Genomic DNA, 18,699 nt, shown 5'->3' with positions numbered 1-18,699 from the left:
CCGCACAAAAGCACAATTGCGTGCTATGAGGCAAATCATCACAGCAACAGATGGCACCTTCACGAAATTTTAGGGGATTGCAGAACACATATGGAACATATAGTGTTCGTTCTGTATTTGTTTCGCGACTTCCACTACGATTCTAAAGGGTGTTTTCCTCATGCTCACGCGCAAACAGCAGGAATTGCTTCTCTTCATTCATGAACGAATGAAAGAGTCCGGCGTGCCGCCCTCCTTCGATGAAATGAAGGACGCACTCGATCTTGCTTCGAAATCCGGCATCCACCGCCTGATAACCGCTCTCGAAGAGCGCGGGTTCATTCGTCGGCTACCGAATAGAGCCCGGGCGCTGGAAGTCATCAAGCTGCCCGAGGCTTATACGCCGGGTGCAAGGCCGCAGCGCGGCTTTTCGCCGAGCGTTATCGAAGGCAGCCTTGGCAAGCCCAAGACGCCGGAACCGGCCCCTGCCCCCAAGACGCCGGCCAATGATCTGGGCGGGGCTGTCACCGTGCCGGTCATGGGCCGCATCGCTGCGGGCGTGCCGATTTCCGCCATCCAGAACAACACCCATGATGTGGCCGTGCCAGTAGACATGCTTGGCACGGGCGAACATTACGCTCTTGAGGTCAAGGGTGATTCGATGATCGAGGCCGGCATTTTCGACGGCGACACAGTCATCATCCGCAACGGCAACACCGCCAATCCCGGGGACATCGTTGTGGCTCTGGTGGATGACGAGGAAGCCACGCTGAAGCGCTTCCGCCGCAAGGGAGCCTCCATTGCGCTCGAGGCGGCAAACCCAGCCTATGAGACCCGTATCTTCGGGCCCGACCGGGTGAAAATTCAGGGCAAGCTGGTGGGGCTGATCCGCCGCTACCATTGATCTTATCGAACCGAACGTATTCACTTTACAATAGGCGTCATCGTGAAGATGGCGCCTATATCGGGTTTGGCTGTTTCCAAACGTGGCGTGCTTTTGCGGGTGCACGAGGATATGCGCCATTCAGCCTATGCGCGTTGCCCTTTCTAAACTGAGTTCCTACTCCATAAAGATGCTTCGGTTTCGCTACAGGCGTGGTGGCGAATGGGCTGTTCGCTATAATTGTCGAAGCGATCCCATCCGCTGTTTTTTAGCGACGTTGTTCTGTCGTGTTGCGCAGTCAGTTTTAGTGGTCACCAAAGGATGACTTATCGCAAGTCGCGCTCTCAGCGACCCCACATCACCATTCATCAACGGCGTTTATGGGAGCCATGGATAATTTTCGATATTCCGTGAACTCTTGGCAGGTGTAGAAATACGCGTCATATCCGGGAGATACGCCATGTACGATCTTTATATAGCCAACAAGAACTATTCTTCATGGTCGCTGCGGCCGTGGGTATTGATGCGCACGCTCGGTATCGCCTTTGATGAAAAGCTCATTCCGTTCGGCGAAGGCGTCTCCTTCTCCTCCTTTTCGCCGACGGGCAAGGTGCCCTGCCTAGTCGACGAGGGTATGACGGTTTGGGAAACGCTTTCGATCGTCGAATATCTTGCTGAAAGACACCAGAGCGTCTGGGCTAGCGACAAGCATGCGAGGGCCTGGTCGCGTTCGGCCGCAAGTGAGATGCATGCCGGCTTTTCCTCGCTGCGCAATCTCTATCCCATGTCGGTGGGCATTCGGGTCAAACCCAGGGGCGGCGATGCCGGGCTTAAGGCCGATATAAAGCGGATCGATGCGTTGTGGAGCGAGGGTCTCACAAAATTCGGCGGGCCATATCTTGCCGGTCAAAAGTTCACGGCGGTCGATGCTTTCTTCTGCCCGGTTGCATTCCGTTTCCAGACCTATGGCAGCGCGGATCTTTCGCCAGCAGCGAAAGCCTATTGCGACCGGCTGCTCGCCCTGCCTGCCATGCAAGAATGGTACGAGGCCGGTTTGAAGGAGAGCTGGCGCGACGCTGGTCATGAAGAGGAAGTTGGCGGGATCGGCGAATTGACTGAAGATTTGCGCGCCAAGGCCCGATGATCCATGCTGGCGGCAGTCATTGCGACGCCGCCAGCAGCCGGATGATGGGCTGCGGCAGATCACGGTCGAAACGTCCGCTTTTCCAGTCGTAATAACGGTGCTGGCTCCAGGGCCTGTCCGTTCCGGCGATTGCGGCGCGCAGCCCGCTCACCACACCCTCCTCCCTCTTGTCAGCAAAATCTATTTCCACAGAACCGAGACGCCGCAAGATGTCACGGCTGAGCAGGAGTGCACCCGAGCGGCACTGCGAAAAAGAGGTTCTGCGGGAAACAACGACGATATCGGCAATATCGCAGGCTTTTCCCGCGAAGCGGCCATCTTCCAGAACGACGATCCACTCTCCGCTCGCGGCGCTCGCTACGCACCATATGTCTTTCCTGCAGGTGAAGACGCCAGCTTTAGCGTCTTTGAGCGCCGCCGTCATCTCGCGTACCACCACAGCCATGTCTTCCGGCGACAGTTTCGATCTCGAGTCAGAACCAGCAGTATTTGCCATGCTTTCACCATTTATAAAATCTGGCGGCACGGTTTTTTCCGGCAGCAGCAGCGCCCTTTGCCACTGGCCGTAAACGAAGCCCTGCGGACGGGCTTTTGTGGTTGAGACCTTGCCGTCCTCCAGGAGTGCCACCAAGTCGCCGTCCTCGTGAATCAATAGATCCGGCAGATCACGATAGGCCGTAACTGCCGACACACCGAAGGCGAAGAGCAGAAACGGGATGCCAAGAAGCGCAAGCCGGCTGCGCAGCAATGTCAGCAGCAGGAAACCCACCGAAGCCAAACCGATAAACCAGCCGTGCGGACGCCCAGTCGCTGCGCTGCCGCCCCAGGAGGCCACCTCGTTTGCAACCTCGATGACGAGTGCCATGCCATAACCCATGATCTTCAGGAACGGCGCATCGAGCCCGAAGGGCATCAGCAGCATGGCGATAAGAGCGAATGGCATGACGATCAGCGACATGAGCGGCATTGCAGCCAGATTGGCGAACAGTCCATAGGTGGTGACACGGTGAAAATGTTCGGCTGAATAGATCGCCGTCGAAAGGCCCCCGATCAGCGACGTCGTGATAACGCCGCCAATGACCGCGCCCATCATTTCCGCCACCTTCAGCCATGCGGGCTTGCGCCCGATGAACAGCCGCTCGCGATCCGTACGCCAACGGCTCCAGAAGGCATAGGCCGAAACAAGCGCTATGGTGGCCGCAAATGACATCTGAAAACTCGGACCCATGATTTCCGAGGGCGAGAAAGCCAGAATGATCAGGGCGGAAATGGCAACGTTTCTGAGGCTGAGTGATGGCTGATCGAAAAGGACCGCGATCAGCATCACAGACATCATCAGCCAGGCACGCTCGGCGGAAACGGCAAAACCGGAAATCAGATAATAGGCAAGCGTCATCAGCAGTGCCGCGAAAGCCGCGATCTTCTTGACCGGCCAGCGCTGCGCAAAGGCGGGAAACAGGCTGAAAGCCAGTCTCAGGCCAACAAAGAATATGCCGGATGCCAATGCCATGTTGAGCCCGGATATGGCAACGATATGGGCAAGGCCGGAGAGCCGCAACGCCTCCATCGTCTCCGCCGATATAGCCTGTCTCTCATCGGTGATGATAGAGGCGGCGAAGGCTCCGGCATCACCGCCGATGGTGGTGCGGATGCGTTCGGCAATTGCGCTGCGAAGGCCGTAAAGCCGCATATCGGCCCATTCCAACCAACCCTTGTCAGGCCTTGCGTCACCAACGGGTGATACAAGCGCATCCGGTGATTTATAAAAGAAACCGGTCGCGCCTATGCCTCTGAAATAGGACGTGAAGGCGAAGTCGTTCAGTCCCGGTAAGGCCGGGCCGGATGGCGGCGAGAGGCGGACCTTGCCGCGAAGGGTTGCGCCGAGTGCGATCGGCTCGCCTCCGCCACGCGAAAGCACCGATATCCTCTGCGGCGGACGCGACAATGTCGGGTCCGCTGTTGCGGTCAGATCGACGACATATCGCCAGTAGCCGCGTGCATCGACCTCCCGGCGCGCCACGGTGCCGGTGATGGTGGTGGTCACGGGGGTATCCAGCACCACGGTCCTTGCCCGTCGGGTTTCGAAATCGGCCAGGAGCATGCCGAGCAATAGAAAAGCGAAAGGGCCGCAAACCGCCGCCGCAATGCCAGCCTTGTATCTCACAAAGAGCGCCAGAACGGCGACAAAAAGAAATGTGGCAATCAAAATGACCGGGGAAGGCGTGGCATCTAGAGAAAACCAGAGTACCGCGCCGCAGCCGATGGAAACGGGAATGAAAAGAAAATCGTGGCCGAATGCGCGCTCCTCGGCCAGGCACGTGGCGATTTTTTCGGCCAAGGTAGTGTTGCGGTTAATCTCGGGAATAATGGCGGGAGTGTCATATGTTGCCGCATCACTGCTTCGGCGGAGAGGAAACAGAATTTCCCGCGTGCCGGGCAAGTCTCCCTGCATCGTTTTAGCATATTCGAAATGCTGTTTTTCCCCTTGACCGAGCAATCCCCACCGCCCCTTGCCGCACCAAAAACAGGTTTGCAGACCAGCGCTGGGGATTGCAATCCTTTACTTTAACGATGCGTTGACCGAGATTGAATTGCTGCTGCCGGGAAAGCCTGAAGCAACGCGATTGCGTTTGCCGCAATGCACAATTTGACCTTTGGATAGCTTGGCATCCGCGCAAGGATCATATAGCTAATCGGTAGACGCTTAACCGCGGGGCGTATCTCAACGCCCCCACCCGCATGTTTTCGGAGGATCAGTATGACGGAAAAAAGCGCTACAGTGACACTTGGCGAAAAACAGGTCGAACTCCCGGTCAGGGAAGGCACGATTGGACCAAGCGTCGTCGATATCGCCACGCTGTACAAGCACACGGGCTCCTTCACCTACGACCCCGGCTTCACCTCGACAGCCTCCTGCGAATCCAAGATCACCTATATCGATGGTGACGAAGGCGTTCTCCTGCACCGCGGCTTCCCGATCGAGCAGCTTGCCGAACAGGGCGACTTCCTGGAAACCTGCTATCTGCTGCTTTACGGCGAATTGCCGACGGCTGCGCAGAAGAAGGACTTCGACACCCGCGTAACGCGCCACACCATGGTGCACGAGCAGATGAGCCGCTTCTTCACCGGCTACCGTCGCGACGCACATCCGATGGCTGTCATGTGCGGCACGGTCGGCGCTCTCTCGGCCTTCTATCACGACTCGACCGACATTACGGATCCGCACCAGCGCATGGTCGCTTCGCTGCGGATGATCGCGAAAATGCCGACGATCGCCGCCATGGCCTACAAGTACCATATCGGCCAGCCCTTCGTTTACCCGAAGAACGACCTCGATTACGCTTCCAACTTCCTGCACATGTGCTTTGCCGTGCCTTGCGAAGAGTACAAGGTCGATCCGGTTCTGGCCCGCGCCATGGACCGCATCTTCATCCTGCATGCGGATCACGAACAGAACGCTTCCACCTCCACGGTGCGTCTTGCCGGTTCGTCGGGTGCAAACCCGTTCGCCTGTATTGCAGCGGGCATCGCCTGCCTCTGGGGTCCGGCACATGGCGGCGCCAACGAAGCGGCGCTCAACATGCTCAACGAAATCGGCACGGTTGACCGCATTCCGGAATATATTGCCCGCGCCAAGGACAAGAACGATCCGTTCCGCCTGATGGGCTTTGGCCACCGCGTGTACAAAAACTACGACCCGCGCGCCAAGATCATGCAGAAGACGATGTACGAAGTGCTGGAAGCCACCGGCAACTCCGACGATCCGATCATGCAGGTCGCGCTCGAACTCGAAAAGATCGCTCTTTCCGATCCTTACTTCGTCGAGAAGAAGCTATACCCGAACGTCGACTTCTATTCGGGTATCACGCTGAAGGCGCTTGGCTTCCCCACGACCATGTTTACCGTGCTGTTCGCACTGGCCCGCACCGTCGGCTGGATCGCGCAGTGGAACGAAATGATCGAGGATCCGCAGCAGCGCATCGGCCGTCCGCGTCAGCTCTACACGGGCGCCGGCAAGCGTGACTACGTTCCGGTTTCCAAGCGTTAAGCCGGGAAACCAACCAACATAAAAAAGCCGGCGGGTTTTATCCGCCGGCTTTTTTGTTGGATATGATCATCGATAAGAATAGCGAAACCTGCCCTGCCAACCCCAGGAAGCAGACAGGATCGCTGCCGGTTCAGCCTTGCTGCTTGCGGCTGTTCAGCACATCGAGAAGGATAAGGGCGCCGGTTTCGCCAGGAGGCACTTCGGTGTGCAAACGCTCCTGCACAAGAGCATAGCCTTCCAGCATCGCCCGCCGTTCGGTGGTGTCGGATGAGAGCCGTTCGGCCCAGCGCAACATCGACCCTGCCCGTACCACCTCGTTGAAATATTCCGGCACCACGACATAGTCGGCAATCAGGTTCGGAAGCGCACCTGTCCAGGTTTTCACCCGCTTGCTCAGCATCGTGAAAATCCAGTCGGTCTTGTAGACCGATATGGTTGGTACGCCGACGAGCGCGAGCTCGAGAATAACGGTGCCGGACGCGGCAATCGCCGCATCGGCGCGCGCAAATGCATTCCACTTGAAGGCGGGATCGATGCCGATTTCAGGCCTGATATCCTGAGGCCATGTTGCCGCCAGTTCGCGGATGCGGTTTTCCTGGCGCGGCACTGTCGGCAGCAGAAACTTCGTCGGGCCGTTGCGCTCGACATATGCTTTTGCCGCTTCCTGAAACGGCTCCATCAACCGGGTCGTTTCGGTGGAACGTGACCCCGGCAGGAGCAGAATGGTTTTCGGTTCGCCGTTGGCAGGCAGGGGCCGCTCAGCCCGCCTCTGCCGCACGGAGAGCACGTCTTGATCGACGCTGAGGCGATGGCCGACAAAGGTTGTCGGCGGGCCGCCGAGACGCCGCATCGCCTCCGGCTCGAATGGAAGCAGGGCCAGAACGTGATCGACATAGGACAACATCGCAGTGGCGCGATATTCCTTCCACGCCCATACGCTGGGGCAGACATAATTGACGACCGGCAGATGCGGCAATTGTTTGCGTACTTTTTTCGCAACACGATGGGTGAAATCCGGGCTGTCGATGATCAGCAGAATATCCGGCTTGGCGACAATGATTGCCTGCGCGGTCTGGTTGATCCGCGAAATCAGCTTCGGCAGCTTCTTCAGAACCTGCGTGAAGCCCATGATGGAGAGTTCGGAATAATCGAACAGCGAAACCAGCCCCTGCGCCTCCAGAGCCTCACCGCCGACGCCCATTAACTCGACAGAACCCGAGTAATGGCCTTTCAGGGACCGGATGAGATCGGCACCCAGAAGATCGCCCGATACCTCGCCAGCTATAACCGCCACCTTCAACGTTGCCGCCATCCCACCATGTCTCCGCCCATCATGTCTTCACCGAGTGACGTATCGATACCGCAGACGAATATGCCGGCCTGATCTGCCGCCTTCAACATCTCATCGCGATCAAGTACCAGCGCGCGCCCGGCTTCAACGGCGATCCCCGCCAGCCCGGCCTTATGCGCGTTCTCCACCGTTTCCACGCCGATAGTCGGCAGGTCAGCGCGGATATCCTGTTGCGGCTTGCAGAGCTTCACCAGAACACCCTTGCGACGGGTCGAGATGCGGCCCTCAGCGCGTAATGCCGCGACACGCGCCAGCATCGCGTCTGTGCCCTCGACGCCCTCCAGTGCAACGATACGGCCGCCAACGGCGACTGCACCCTGCCCGACATCAAGCGTGCCGAGTGCCAGTGCGGCCTGCGCGGCCTTGCGTATGTCGCGCAGATCGTCTTCAGCAGGTTTATGCGCACCGAAAGGGCCGGTCGTAGCAAGCAGACCGGGTGCGATCTCGTGGGCGCCAATGACTTTTGCCCCAAGCGTGCCGATGACCTTGATGACCATCTGCAAAACGGCGTCATCGCCGCTCGACAGCAGGGTGCGGACGATGGATGGCAGTTTCAGCAATATGCCGATCGTGGGGCGGATTTCCCGCCATTCAGGGCGCCGCGCCACGGCGCCGGAAAGCACGACGCGGTCGACCTGGTTTTCGCGCAGCAGACGACCAAGCCCGGCGACATCGCCGACGCTAATCACCGCATTGTCGAAACCGCTCCAGTCAAACTGGGAATCATCGCGCAGCTGTACAATGAAGGGGTTCTCCCCCATCTCGCGCGCAGCCGCCGCGACATGCAGCGGCAGCTGGCCGCTGCCGGCCACGATGGCGAGACGCCCGCCGCCTGTCACGACTCACTTGCCCCGGTTTGGCGAGGAAAGCGCGCGGTCGCTGTCCGCACCGATGAAATCGAGGATTTCGATGACCTGGGGGCAATCGAGATATTCTGCGCGGTCAATCGCAGCCGCATTGCTGCGGATAGCGCCTTCGCCTTCGAAGATCTGCTTGAAGACGCGCCTGACCTTGTGAATATCCGCGCGGTCTATACCGGAACGCGTCATACCAACGACATTCAGCCCGCCGAGAATGCCGGGATTACCGTTCAGCATGCCATAGGGAATGACGTCATAATTGACCGCCGACAACCCGCCGATGAAGGCCTGACGACCGATTCGGGTGAACTGGTGCACGGCACAGCCGCCGCCCAGGATGGCGCGGTCCTCAATGGTGACATGTCCCGCCAGCATCACATTGTTCGACAGAATGATATGGCTGCCGAGGCGACAATCATGCGCCACATGCGAATTGGCGAGGAACAGGTTGTCATCGCCGACAATCGTCTTGCCGCTGCCATCGGAGCTGCCCGCATTCATCGTTACGCCTTCGCGCATGATGCAGCGGGCACCGATCTCAAGCGTCGTTTCCGAGCCATCGTGGCGAATTGCCTGCGGTGTACCGCCAATAACGGCCATTGGATGGATGACCGAACCACGGCCAATGACGGTGAGACCGGAGACGACGGCATGATTGTGCAGCGTGACCTCGTCATGCAGAGTGACTTTCGCGCCGACATAGCTCAGAGCACCGATGACGACATTTTCACCGATAACCGCGCCGTCTTCGACAACGGCGGTCGGGTGAATTTTTGCCGAAGCCGCGATAGTGCTCATTGCTGGTCCTCGGGGATCATCATCGCACCGACGTCAGCTTCAGCCACCAGCGCGCCTTCGACCTTGGCCTCGCAATGAAATTTGAAGACATTGCCCCGCTGGCGCTGCTTGACCACGTGAATTTCCAGACGATCGCCGGGAACGACGGGTCTGCGGAAGCGCGCATTGTCGATTGTCATGAAATAGACGAGATAACCGCCCTCACCCTGGCTGCGGGCGCAGATCGCACCTGCCGTCTGGGCCATGGCCTCGACGATCAAAACACCCGGCATGATCGGGCGATCCGGGAAATGACCGGTGAAATGCGGTTCGTTGACCGTCACGTTCTTGATGCCAATCGCCGAATTATTACCATCGATCTCGATGATCTTGTCGATGAGCAAGAACGGGTAACGATGCGGCAAAAGCTTCATGACTTCCAGAATGTCAGCCGCGCCGAGCGTCGTCTTGGTTTCTTCAGTCATCGTTTTTTTCTCCTGTTTTTTTATCACGCCCTTCAGCGCGCGCCAGAATATCGGCCATGTCGCGCAGGAAATACTTCATCGGACGCGCTGGCGTCCCACCATAACGGGCGCCGGCCGGAACGTCGGCGACAACACCGCTCATCGCCGCAATCTGCACGCCGTCACCAATAGTGATATGGCCGTTGATACCCGCCGCGCCGCCGATCATCACACCATCGCCGATGCGGGTGCTGCCCGCAATGCCGACCTTGCTGACGATGCCGCAATGGCGGCCGATGCGGACGTTGTGGCCGATCTGAACCTGATTGTCGATCTTGGTACCTTCGCCGATGACCGTGTCGTCCATCGTGCCACGGTCGATCGTCGTATTAGCGCCGATCTCAACATTATCCTGAATGATAACCCGGCCGATCTGCACGATCTTCAGCATGCCGCGCGGACCGGGCGCATAACCGAACCCGTCCTGACCTATGCGCGCTCCGTTGTGAATAATCACATTGTTGCCGATGAGAGCGGCAAGAATGCTCGCGCCGCCGGCAATCGTGCAATCACGCCCCACCTGAACATCCGCGCCGATGATGACACCAGGCCCGATCCGGGTACCGGCGCCGATATGGGCACCAGCGCCAATCACGGCAAGCGGCTCAACAATCACGCCAGCTTCCAGCTTTGCAGACGGATCGACATGCGCGGTATGGGAAACTTCAGCTTCCATCACCACAGTCGTACCGGGACGCATCGCGGCGGGATGCAACAAGGCACCTACCTGCGCAAAAAGCGTGTGCGGGTTTTTCGATATCAGCGCCGGAATGTGAGACGGCAGCATATCCGCAAGTGCGGCGTCACAAATGACGGCGCCAGCCTCACAGGTCGGCAACTCATCGCGGTTCTTGCGAGAAAGAATATAGCAGAGCTGGTCGGGTTTTGCCCGGTAGACCGGCGAAACGGACCTGATGATCCTTTCTCCCGCCGCCTCATCAGACAGTTCCGCCCCAAAACGGTCTGCGATGTCTTTCAATCGCAGTCCCTCGTGGGGCGGAAAAAACGCGTTGTATTCCATTAGCCGGACACTCCAGAACGTTCAAAGTTGCAGTTCTGGACTGCCGATATCAGAAAGTGTTGGACATGCCAAACCGGAAACGCTGTTCCTCGTCGTAGTCTTCCTTGGCGATCGGAACCGCATAGTCGACGCGGATCGGGCCGAAGGGCGATGCCCACATCACGCCGATACCGGCGGATGCTCGGATGGAGTTGTCATCCTTCACGCCTGCGCTGTTGGCAACCTTGTTGCCGTACAGCGTACCGGCATCGACGAAACCGGCGAGACGGAGGCCGAAATCTTCCGGAACACCAGGCATCGGAGCCGTGACTTCAGCAGAAGCCGCGAAGTAGGTCGTACCGCCGATGGAGTCGGAACCGATACGCGGGCCAATACCATCATTCTTGAAGCCGCGAACCTGACGACCACCGAACTTGAACTGATCGAACACCAGCAGATTGTCGCCCGTCGGAACGACGTGACCCGCCTGACCGGTGAGCGAGCCGATAACGTCGTACTCATCCGAAAGCGTGTAGTAGAAGCGCGCCTTGGCGTAGATCTTGTAATATTCGGAATCGCCGCCGAGGCCTGCAAATTCGTTCGTCAAGGCAGCCTGCCAGCCTTCGCGCGGCATGTTGCGGTCGTCGAGCGTATTGTAGTTCAGCGTGTTGGAGATGATGGACTGTGTCCAGTCACCGCCACGGATCAGAGCCTTATAGGGCTCGGCAAGATTGCTGCCGGTTTCCCAATCGCCCTCACCGTCGTAGTTGAGCTGCTTGTAGGTGTACTTGAACGTCGTCGAGAGGTTCTCGGTGATCGGCGCCGTCACGCGCAGTGCGAAGCCCTGCTCGTCGTAATCGTAATAATCTTCGCTGCGGCTCTGGCTCTTGAACAGGTCGAAACCTGCGGCCAGACGGTAACCAAGGAAATACGGCTCGGTGAAGGACAGCGTGTAGCTGCGTGCATCGTCTTCACCCGCACCGGCGGCGAGACGAATGTACTGGCCACGACCGAGGAAGTTCTTCTCTTCGATCGATGCTTCAAGCAGCACACCGTCGTTCTGCGAGTAACCCGCACCGATACCGAACGAACCTGTCGACTGATCTTCCACGTCGACAACGATGACGACGCGATCAGGCGCGCTGCCGCCGGCAGTCGAGACATTGACCTTCGAGAAATAACCGAGCGCTTCAAGACGGCGCTTGGCAGCCGTGATGACAGTCTGGTTGAAAGCATCGCCTTCGGAAATATCGAACTCGCGACGAATGACGTAGTCACGCGTACGCGTGTTGCCACGGATTTCGATACGCTCGACATAGGCGCGCTCGCCCTGATCGACGATATAGGTCACACCGATGGTGTTACCAGACATATCGCGGTCGCCGCGCGGCGTTACACGGGCGAAAGGATACCCCTCACCGGCAACGCGCTTGGAAATCGCTTCCATGCTCTGCTGGACTTCCTTGGCGCTGTAGCTAGCGCCCTGGCGGGTTTCCACGAGACCCTGAAGCTCGGAGCCGTCAATACCCGGAACAGTCGATTCGACTGCGACGTTGCCGAAGTCGTACTTCTTGCCTTCGTCGACCGTGATGGAGATGGTGTATTCGTTCTTGGATTCATCAAGCACCGCGTCGGACGACACGACCCGGAAGTCGGCATAACCACGGTTGTAGTAGAACTGGCGCAGCGCCTCTTCGTCGGCGCGCAGCTTGTCCTCGTTATAGACGTCCTTGCGTGTCAGGAACGACAGCATGTTGGACTTCTTGGTATTGATGACGGCGGCCAGACGACCGTCGCTATAGGAATTGTTGCCGACAAAATCGATGCGGCCGATCTTCGTGCGCTCGCCTTCGTTAATGACGAAAGCGATGTTCACACGGCCCTGACCAACGGAAACGGTCTGGGTGGTGATTTCGACGTCGCTGCGGCCGATCGCGGAATAGGCTTCCTTGATGCGCGCGATATCGGCAGTAACGATTGCCTGATTGAACGGGCCGAGCGGCTGGGTCTGCACGACGCCAGCGAGCTTGTCGTCCTTGATCTTGCGGTTACCGTTGAAAACCACCTGATTGACGAGCTGGTTTTCGTTGACCGTTACAACCAGCGTGCTGCCGGAAACGCGCATGGAGACATTCGAGAAGTAACCGGTGGCGTAAAGACGCTTCACCGATTCATCGATGTCCGAATTGGAAAAGTTCTTACCCGGCGCAATGGTGATGTTGGAGCGTACGGAGTCCGCACCGGATCTCTCAGCGCCACGAACATCAATCTTGCTGATGACGGCTGCATTCGCAACACCAGCAGAGGCAAGCACGCCGAGGCCCGCAACCGAAGAAACACCAGCAGACAGCGCAACCGCCGACACCGCGTTCAAAAATCTTGAACCAGCCTTCATTTCAATTCTTACCTTTTTACGTTGTCCCTCAGCGGGCGGAACCCGACTCCGGCCATGTGCGTCGTTTTACCTGCTTTTCCCCTACAAGCAAGTCAGAACGTTAAATTCTGTTTACTTCGTGATCCAGAGTGGCGCATTCGCCACTTCGGGATAAAAACAGGGTAAACAATCGACTAACAAAACCGTTAAAACACTATCCTCAGCCAATCAAGCTGCTGATATCATTCCATGTTGCAAAAACCATAAGCCCCAAAATCATTGCCATGCCGATACGGAACGCAACCTCCTGCGCACCGGCACCAAGCGGTCTGCCGCGGATGGCCTCGATTGCATAAAACACCAGATGTCCGCCGTCCAGAACCGGCACAGGCATCAGGTTCAAAAGGCCGATCGATACGGAAAGAACCGCTGCAAGCTGGATGACGGCCGAAATACCGAGCGTCGCCATCTGACCGGAAGCCTGTGCTACGCGGACTGGACCGCCCAGTTGATCGGCGTTCATGCGCCCGGTCACGAGGTTACCGATGTAGTTGAAAGTACCGGTGATGACGTGGCCCGTTTCACGCACGCCCTCAAGCAGCGCCTCAGACGGCGAATACTCGATGTGGCGGAAATTGCCGCTATTCTGGTCGGTGACAATGCCGATGATGCCCATTTCCAGCTTGTTGCCGAACTGGTCCGTGGTTTCGGTGCGGGTCGGAACCATCGGCAGCTTCAGCTCCTCACCTGCCCTTTCGACGGTCACGGTGATCGGCGTGCCCGGACGGATGCCGACATAACGGCGTACGTCCTCGAACGTCTTGACCTTTTCACCGTCGATCGCAACGAGGCGGTCACCGGGGTGCACGCCGGCGGCCGCAGCCGCGCTGTTTTCACGCACTTCCGCCACGACCGGATCGGCGATCATACGGCCATAGACACCGAACAGGACCGCGAAGATGAGAATGGCGAGAATGAAATTGGCAATAGGTCCGGCGGCAACCGTCGCCGCCCTTTTCCACAGCTTAGCGCCGGAAAGCGTCTGCGCCCTCTCCTCAAGCGACATGTGCGACAGGCCGGAACTATCCGGCTTGCTGGACGCATCCTCGTCGCCGAAGAATTTTACATAGCCGCCGAGCGGTATGGCGGAAATCTTCCAGCGCGTGCCGTGCCTGTCGGTAAAGCCGATCAGCTCCGGGCCAAAACCGATGGAAAAGGCGGTGGAGCGAATGCCGCTCCAGCGGCCGACAAGGTAGTGGCCCATTTCATGGACGAAAACGAGCAGGGAAAGTACGAGGACGAAGGGCACGATATAGCCGGTCAGAAAACCGGTCGCCGCCATTACTGTGTTCATGACAATCTGCCCTTTATTTCATGACCTTGCGTGCCGCTTAAAAGCCCGGCAACAGGCCGCCGCCCGATCCGGGCACGTCGCCGGTTGCCGCCGCATGCACGAAAGCAATGAGGAATACCGTAAAGCAGGCGAAAACAAGACCGTCAACCCGGTCCATGAAGCCGCCATGGCCGGGAATAAGATGGCTCGAATCCTTGACCTGAAAACGCCGTTTCACGAAGGATTCGAAGAGATCGCCTATCTGGCTGAACACCGAAAGAATGAGAGCGAGCCCAAGCAGCAGCAGGCTAATCCTGCCGTGATAGGCAAGAGACACCGCGCCGCCGCCGATCAATGCGGCCACCGCTCCGCCGATAGCGCCTGACCAAGTCTTGCCCGGTGAAATCGACGGCGCAAGCTTTGGCCCGCCGATGGCGCGCCCGACGAAATAAGCGAGAATATCCGTTGACCAGACGACCGCGAAAATGAACAGGATGGCGACGAAACCGGTCAGCTCATCGCCGCGAATGGCGGCCAGCGATATGCCGCTCAGACCCGCATAAACGATGCCGCCCACCAGCCACCAGTTTCTGCCACGCAACACGGGAAAAAGTGCCGCCGTCAGCGTGAAGCCAGAGAGCAGAGGCAGGTCGAGCGAAGGTTCGCCGAAAATCGTGTTGCCGGCGATGACGGCAACCGCAAACCAGCCCCAGGCATTGCCGGTGGAATTGGTTTCCGACATGCGGGTGATTGTCGCCCATTCATAATAGATGAGGATCGCCAGCAGACCGGCCACGATGCGGAACAGAATGCCGCCATACCAGGTCGCAGCCAAAATGACCGCCGCCATGACGATTGCGGATATGATCCGCAGTCTGAGTTCACGGCTCATCAGGCGCCTGCCACGGCAACCTGCTCGGCCAGAGCGCCAAAACGGCGATCACGCGTTGCATATTGCTCGATTGCGGAAAAAAACCGCTGCCGGTCGAAGTCGGGCCAATATTCGGGAACGAACAGGAACTCGGAATAGGCGGCCTGCCAGAGCAGGAAGTTCGACAGCCGTTCCTCGCCGCTGGTGCGGATGATCAGATCAGGATCCGGTATGCCTGATGTATCAAGTCTTGCCGAAATAATCTCCGGCGTGATCGATTCTGCATCCAGCCGGCCTTCGGCGACATCGCGGGCAATCGCCATTGTCGCGCGGGCAATCTCGTCGCGGCTGCCGTAATTGAAGGCAATCACCAGCGTCAGCCTGGTGTTATCAGCCGTCATATGTTCCGCTTCTTCGAGAAGACTGCGGATATCGTTTTTCAGCCCCTGCCTATCGCCGATGATGCGCACACGCACGTTTTCGCGGTGCAGTTCCGCAAGGTCGCGCCTAATGAAAGCCTTCAAGAGCCCCATCAGGTCGCTGACCTCGGATTCGGGCCTGCGCCAGTTTTCCGACGAGAACGCGAAAAGTGTGAGATAGCGGACACCGCAGTCGCCGGCCGCACGCACCGTTTCGCGCACAGCCTCGACCCCGCGGCGATGCCCCATCACCCGCGGAAGACCGCGCTGTTTTGCCCATCGCCCATTTCCATCCATGATGATGGCGACGTGCTCGGGTATTGAGGAACGTGTCGTCGTCGGCATATCGATCCAGTAACAGGCAGCGTGGAATTAAAACGAATAAAATACAGGTCTATCGCAAGCGATACTAGACCTGCATGATTTCCTTTTCCTTCTCGCCAAGCAAGCGCTCAATTTCCGAAATCGTGTCGTCGGTGATTTTCTGCACTTTTTCCGACTGTCCACGGCTTTCGTCCTGACCGATATCACCGTCTTTTTCGGCTTTTTTCAGACCATCCATGCCATCGCGACGCACGTGACGAATCGCCACCTTGGACTTCTCGGCGTAGTCATGAGCTACCTTGACGAGTGATTTGCGGCGCTCCTCGTTGAGTTCTGGCAGCGGGATACGCAGGTTCTGACCATCAACGATCGGGTTGAGGCCGAGATTGGATTCGCGGATGGCACGGTCGACGGCGTTCACCATCGACTTGTCCCAGATGTTGACGCCGAGCATGCGCGGCTCCGGAACCGTGATGTTTGCGACCTGGTTTAGCGGAACGCGCGAGCCATAGGCCTCGATGGTCACCGGATCGAGAATGTTGGCCGAAGCGCGGCCGGTGCGCAGCGATGCAATATCGCTTTTGAATGCATTGATGGCACCATCCATGCGGCGCTTGATATCGTTGAGGTCAATACCACTCATCTTGATACTCCATCTCTATCGGCCGTGGCGGCCGGAATACGCCACAGGGGCGACATCGTTTTTTGATTATTTGTCGTGCACGATGGTCTTGCGGCCGCCGCCGGTCAATATCTGCGCGAAACCGCCCTTCTCGTGGATCGAGAAAACAATGATCGGGATGTGATTCTCGCGGGCAAGCGCGACAGCTGCAATATCCATGACCGCCAGTCCCTTGCCTAGCACTTCGCTGTGGGTCAGCTCGTCGAAACGGGTGGCTGTCGGGTCCTTTTTCGGATCGGCGGAATAGATGCCGTCCACCTGGGTGCCCTTGAAGATTGCTTCCGCGCCCATTTCCGCGGCGCGCAGCGCTGCAGCGGAATCGGTTGTGAAGAAGGGGTTGCCCGTGCCGCCGGCAAAAATCACCACGCGGCCCTGCGCCAGATGGTGGAGCGCTGCACGCTGCGAGAAGCTCTCACAGATTTCCGGCATCGCAATTGCGGACAGAACGACGGTGTCAATGCTGAGCTTGCGCAGGGAGGTTGCGAGCGCCAGCGCGTTGATGACGGTGGCCAGCATGCCCATATGGTCGCCGGTAACGCGATCACCGCCCTTGGACGCCACGGCAACGCCGCGGAAAATATTGCCACCGCCGACGACAACGCCGACTTCAACGCCCATCGCCCTCGCCTCGGCAATATCGGAGGCGATACGGTCTGCAACCGCCACATCGATACCGAAACCCTGATCGCCCATAAGGGCTTCACCGGAAGCCTTGAGAAGAACACGTTTGTAGATCGGCTTGGAAGACATCATGACTCCTCGGAAATGTAACCGAAACGCGGATACACGAAGGGCACCGCGTTGTCACGCGATGCCCTCCCGTTTTCCCAAGATTGGGTAAATATAATCAGCCCTTGGCGACTGCGGCGACTTCTGCTGCGAAATCGCTTTCTTCCTTTTCGACGCCTTCGCCGAGCAGCAGGCGAACCATGCCCGTCACTTCGATGGCAGCACCGGCTTCCTTTTCAGCTTCCTTGACGGCAGCGCCGACAGTGATGTCGGGGTTGATGACGAAAGCCTGCGACAGAAGAGCGACTTCTTCGAAGAACTTGCGCATACGGCCATCAACCATCTTTTCGATGATGGCTTCCGGCTTGCCGGATTCGCGGGCCTGCTCGATGAAGACGTTGCGTTCGCGCTCGGCCACGGCTGCGTCAACTTCCTCGGCGCGGATGGCGAGCGGGTTGGTTGCAGCGATGTGCATGGCGACCTGGCGGCCGATGGAGCTCAGAACGGCCTTGTCGCCGACCGACTTCAGGGCAACGAGAACGCCAAGCTTGCCGATGCCTTCGCCGGCAGCATTGTGGATGTAGGTCGCGACAACGCCGTGCTCGACTTCGAGTGCTGCCGAACGGCGCAGCGTCATGTTCTCGCCGATGGTGGCGATCGCGTCCTTGATGCTGTCGGAAACGGACTTGCCGGTTGCCGGATAGGTGGCGGCGCTGACGGCTTCAACGGTGCCGTCGGTGGAGAGCGCTACCTGGGCAATGCCGCGAATGAGATCCTGGAACGCGTCGTTGCGGGCAACGAAGTCGGTTTCGGAGTTGAGTTCGACAACAACAGCCTTGTGACCCATGGTGGCGACGCCGATCAGACCTTCGGCAGCCGTACGGCCAGACTTCTTGTCGGCCTTTGCGATGCCCTTGGCGCGCAGCCAGTCGATCGCCGCTTCCATGTCGCCATTGGTTTCAGCAAGAGCCTTCTTGCAGTCCATCATGCCTGCGCCGGATTTCTCGCGCAGTTCCTTCACCATTGCGGCTGTGATTTCGGTCATTGTTTGCCTCTTATCGGTTCGATCGGTCAGCCGGCTGAATTCGCCGTGCCGAAGTTCTGGGTGATGAGTGTACCCGGCCGCACACCCTTTGAAACCGGGACGATTTCAGGAAAGGGGCATGCGCATTCCCAAGTGCTGCGGCGTCTCCATACATCGAAACGATGGGTGCCGCTCAAGTGTGACAGCGTTATGAAGGCTGCCACCGGATTTCATCCGCATCAAAACGCCAGAGACTTCACCGAAGCCCCGACGGAGCGGTTTGAAACGAACAAGGCCGTCAACCCATTTAAGGTCTTTGACGGCCTTGTCATATCCTGGTCGAGGAGACGGCGACACGAAATCGCCGCCAGACAGGG

Annotated in this window: 16 protein-coding genes; 3 read left to right on the top strand and 13 right to left on the bottom strand. The window is 58.3% G+C overall.

Going from position 1 to position 18,699, the window contains the following annotated elements:
* The first annotated feature begins 160 nt into the window (after positions 1-160).
* On the top strand, positions 161-883 hold the full coding sequence (lexA, locus tag QE432_RS19690) for a transcriptional repressor LexA (protein ID WP_003512859.1): 723 nt from the start codon (positions 161-163) through the stop codon (positions 881-883).
* Positions 884-1,322: 439 nt separating this feature from the next.
* Complete coding sequence (locus tag QE432_RS19685) at positions 1,323-2,006, top strand: glutathione S-transferase family protein (protein ID WP_306625383.1); 684 nt, start codon at positions 1,323-1,325, stop codon at positions 2,004-2,006.
* Between the two features lie 16 nt (positions 2,007-2,022).
* Here QE432_RS19685 and QE432_RS19680 read toward each other — a convergent pair whose 3' ends face one another.
* Entirely contained in the window at positions 2,023-4,458 is a 2,436-nt protein-coding gene (locus QE432_RS19680) for a ComEC/Rec2 family competence protein (RefSeq protein WP_306625381.1), read from the bottom strand.
* Positions 4,459-4,764: 306 nt separating this feature from the next.
* On the opposite strand from QE432_RS19680, the gene gltA reads away from it, so the two are divergent.
* Entirely contained in the window at positions 4,765-6,054 is a 1,290-nt protein-coding gene (gene gltA, locus QE432_RS19675; RefSeq protein ID WP_003496202.1) for a citrate synthase, read from the top strand.
* Between the two features lie 130 nt (positions 6,055-6,184).
* Here gltA and lpxB read toward each other — a convergent pair whose 3' ends face one another.
* The 12 genes from lpxB to tsf form a co-directional block, all read right to left on the bottom strand.
* On the bottom strand, positions 6,185-7,366 hold the full coding sequence (gene lpxB / locus QE432_RS19670) for a lipid-A-disaccharide synthase (protein WP_111783100.1): 1,182 nt from the start codon (positions 7,364-7,366) through the stop codon (positions 6,185-6,187).
* Positions 7,351-8,244, bottom strand: coding sequence for an LpxI family protein (locus QE432_RS19665; RefSeq protein WP_162686637.1), 894 nt, complete (start codon positions 8,242-8,244; stop codon positions 7,351-7,353). Before QE432_RS19665 ends, lpxB begins: the two co-directional genes overlap by 16 nt.
* A gap of 3 nt (positions 8,245-8,247) precedes the next feature.
* Positions 8,248-9,063, bottom strand: a complete 816-nt coding sequence (lpxA, locus tag QE432_RS19660) for an acyl-ACP--UDP-N-acetylglucosamine O-acyltransferase (RefSeq protein ID WP_111795833.1) — start codon at positions 9,061-9,063, stop codon at positions 8,248-8,250.
* Positions 9,060-9,527 carry a 3-hydroxyacyl-ACP dehydratase FabZ gene (gene fabZ / locus QE432_RS19655; RefSeq protein WP_013636020.1) on the bottom strand — a complete coding sequence of 156 codons (468 nt, stop codon included), beginning with the start codon at positions 9,525-9,527 and terminating at the stop codon, positions 9,060-9,062. The genes lpxA and fabZ overlap by 4 nt, the downstream gene beginning before the upstream one ends.
* Positions 9,520-10,587 carry a UDP-3-O-(3-hydroxymyristoyl)glucosamine N-acyltransferase gene (lpxD, locus tag QE432_RS19650; RefSeq protein ID WP_306625376.1) on the bottom strand — a complete coding sequence of 356 codons (1,068 nt, stop codon included), beginning with the start codon at positions 10,585-10,587 and terminating at the stop codon, positions 9,520-9,522. The genes fabZ and lpxD overlap by 8 nt, the downstream gene beginning before the upstream one ends.
* Before the next feature lie 49 nt (positions 10,588-10,636).
* A complete protein-coding gene (bamA, locus tag QE432_RS19645) occupies positions 10,637-12,961 on the bottom strand; it encodes an outer membrane protein assembly factor BamA (protein WP_019565536.1) in 2,325 nt (774 codons plus the stop codon).
* A gap of 199 nt (positions 12,962-13,160) precedes the next feature.
* Positions 13,161-14,282 (bottom strand): RIP metalloprotease RseP, encoded by a 1,122-nt coding sequence (gene rseP / locus QE432_RS19640; protein ID WP_019565535.1) that lies wholly within the window; start codon positions 14,280-14,282, stop codon positions 13,161-13,163.
* Between the two features lie 49 nt (positions 14,283-14,331).
* The gene (locus QE432_RS19635) at positions 14,332-15,165 is read right to left on the bottom strand and encodes a phosphatidate cytidylyltransferase (RefSeq protein WP_003512845.1); all 834 of its coding nucleotides are present in this window, start codon (positions 15,163-15,165) and stop codon (positions 14,332-14,334) included.
* Entirely contained in the window at positions 15,165-15,908 is a 744-nt protein-coding gene (locus tag QE432_RS19630) for an isoprenyl transferase (RefSeq protein WP_003512842.1), read from the bottom strand. The genes QE432_RS19635 and QE432_RS19630 overlap by 1 nt, the downstream gene beginning before the upstream one ends.
* 64 nt (positions 15,909-15,972) lie before the next feature.
* Positions 15,973-16,530: a ribosome recycling factor gene (gene frr, locus QE432_RS19625; protein ID WP_003512840.1), complete on the bottom strand. Its 558-nt coding sequence runs from the start codon at positions 16,528-16,530 to the stop codon at positions 15,973-15,975.
* A 66-nt stretch (positions 16,531-16,596) separates the two neighbouring features.
* Positions 16,597-17,319: a UMP kinase gene (gene pyrH / locus QE432_RS19620; protein ID WP_003502561.1), complete on the bottom strand. Its 723-nt coding sequence runs from the start codon at positions 17,317-17,319 to the stop codon at positions 16,597-16,599.
* Positions 17,320-17,416: 97 nt separating this feature from the next.
* Positions 17,417-18,343, bottom strand: coding sequence for a translation elongation factor Ts (gene tsf / locus QE432_RS19615; protein WP_003512838.1), 927 nt, complete (start codon positions 18,341-18,343; stop codon positions 17,417-17,419).
* Positions 18,344-18,699: the final 356 nt, after the last annotated feature.

The sequence above is a fragment of the Agrobacterium sp. SORGH_AS_0745 genome, assembly GCF_030818995.1.
GTDB classification, from domain to species: Bacteria; Pseudomonadota; Alphaproteobacteria; order Rhizobiales; family Rhizobiaceae; genus Agrobacterium; species Agrobacterium tumefaciens.
This window is presented reverse-complemented; position numbering and strand designations above follow the sequence as displayed.

Excerpts from the sequence above, each read along its gene's own strand:
- lexA (WP_003512859.1), top strand. The coding sequence starts at position 161 with ATGCTCACGCGCAAACAGCAGGAATTGCTTCTCTTCATTCATGAACGA.
- QE432_RS19685 (WP_306625383.1), top strand. The coding sequence starts at position 1,323 with ATGTACGATCTTTATATAGCCAACAAGAACTATTCTTCATGGTCGCTG.
- QE432_RS19680 (WP_306625381.1), bottom strand. The coding sequence starts at position 4,458 with ATGCAGGGAGACTTGCCCGGCACGCGGGAAATTCTGTTTCCTCTCCGC.
- gltA (WP_003496202.1), top strand. The coding sequence starts at position 4,765 with ATGACGGAAAAAAGCGCTACAGTGACACTTGGCGAAAAACAGGTCGAA.
- lpxB (WP_111783100.1), bottom strand. The coding sequence starts at position 7,366 with ATGGCGGCAACGTTGAAGGTGGCGGTTATAGCTGGCGAGGTATCGGGC.
- lpxA (WP_111795833.1), bottom strand. The coding sequence starts at position 9,063 with ATGAGCACTATCGCGGCTTCGGCAAAAATTCACCCGACCGCCGTTGTC.
- fabZ (WP_013636020.1), bottom strand. The coding sequence starts at position 9,527 with ATGACTGAAGAAACCAAGACGACGCTCGGCGCGGCTGACATTCTGGAA.
- lpxD (WP_306625376.1), bottom strand. The coding sequence starts at position 10,587 with ATGGAATACAACGCGTTTTTTCCGCCCCACGAGGGACTGCGATTGAAA.
- bamA (WP_019565536.1), bottom strand. The coding sequence starts at position 12,961 with ATGAAGGCTGGTTCAAGATTTTTGAACGCGGTGTCGGCGGTTGCGCTG.
- rseP (WP_019565535.1), bottom strand. The coding sequence starts at position 14,282 with ATGGCGGCGACCGGTTTTCTGACCGGCTATATCGTGCCCTTCGTCCTC.
- QE432_RS19635 (WP_003512845.1), bottom strand. The coding sequence starts at position 15,165 with ATGAGCCGTGAACTCAGACTGCGGATCATATCCGCAATCGTCATGGCG.
- QE432_RS19630 (WP_003512842.1), bottom strand. The coding sequence starts at position 15,908 with ATGCCGACGACGACACGTTCCTCAATACCCGAGCACGTCGCCATCATC.
- frr (WP_003512840.1), bottom strand. The coding sequence starts at position 16,530 with ATGAGTGGTATTGACCTCAACGATATCAAGCGCCGCATGGATGGTGCC.
- pyrH (WP_003502561.1), bottom strand. The coding sequence starts at position 17,319 with ATGTCTTCCAAGCCGATCTACAAACGTGTTCTTCTCAAGGCTTCCGGT.
- tsf (WP_003512838.1), bottom strand. The coding sequence starts at position 18,343 with ATGACCGAAATCACAGCCGCAATGGTGAAGGAACTGCGCGAGAAATCC.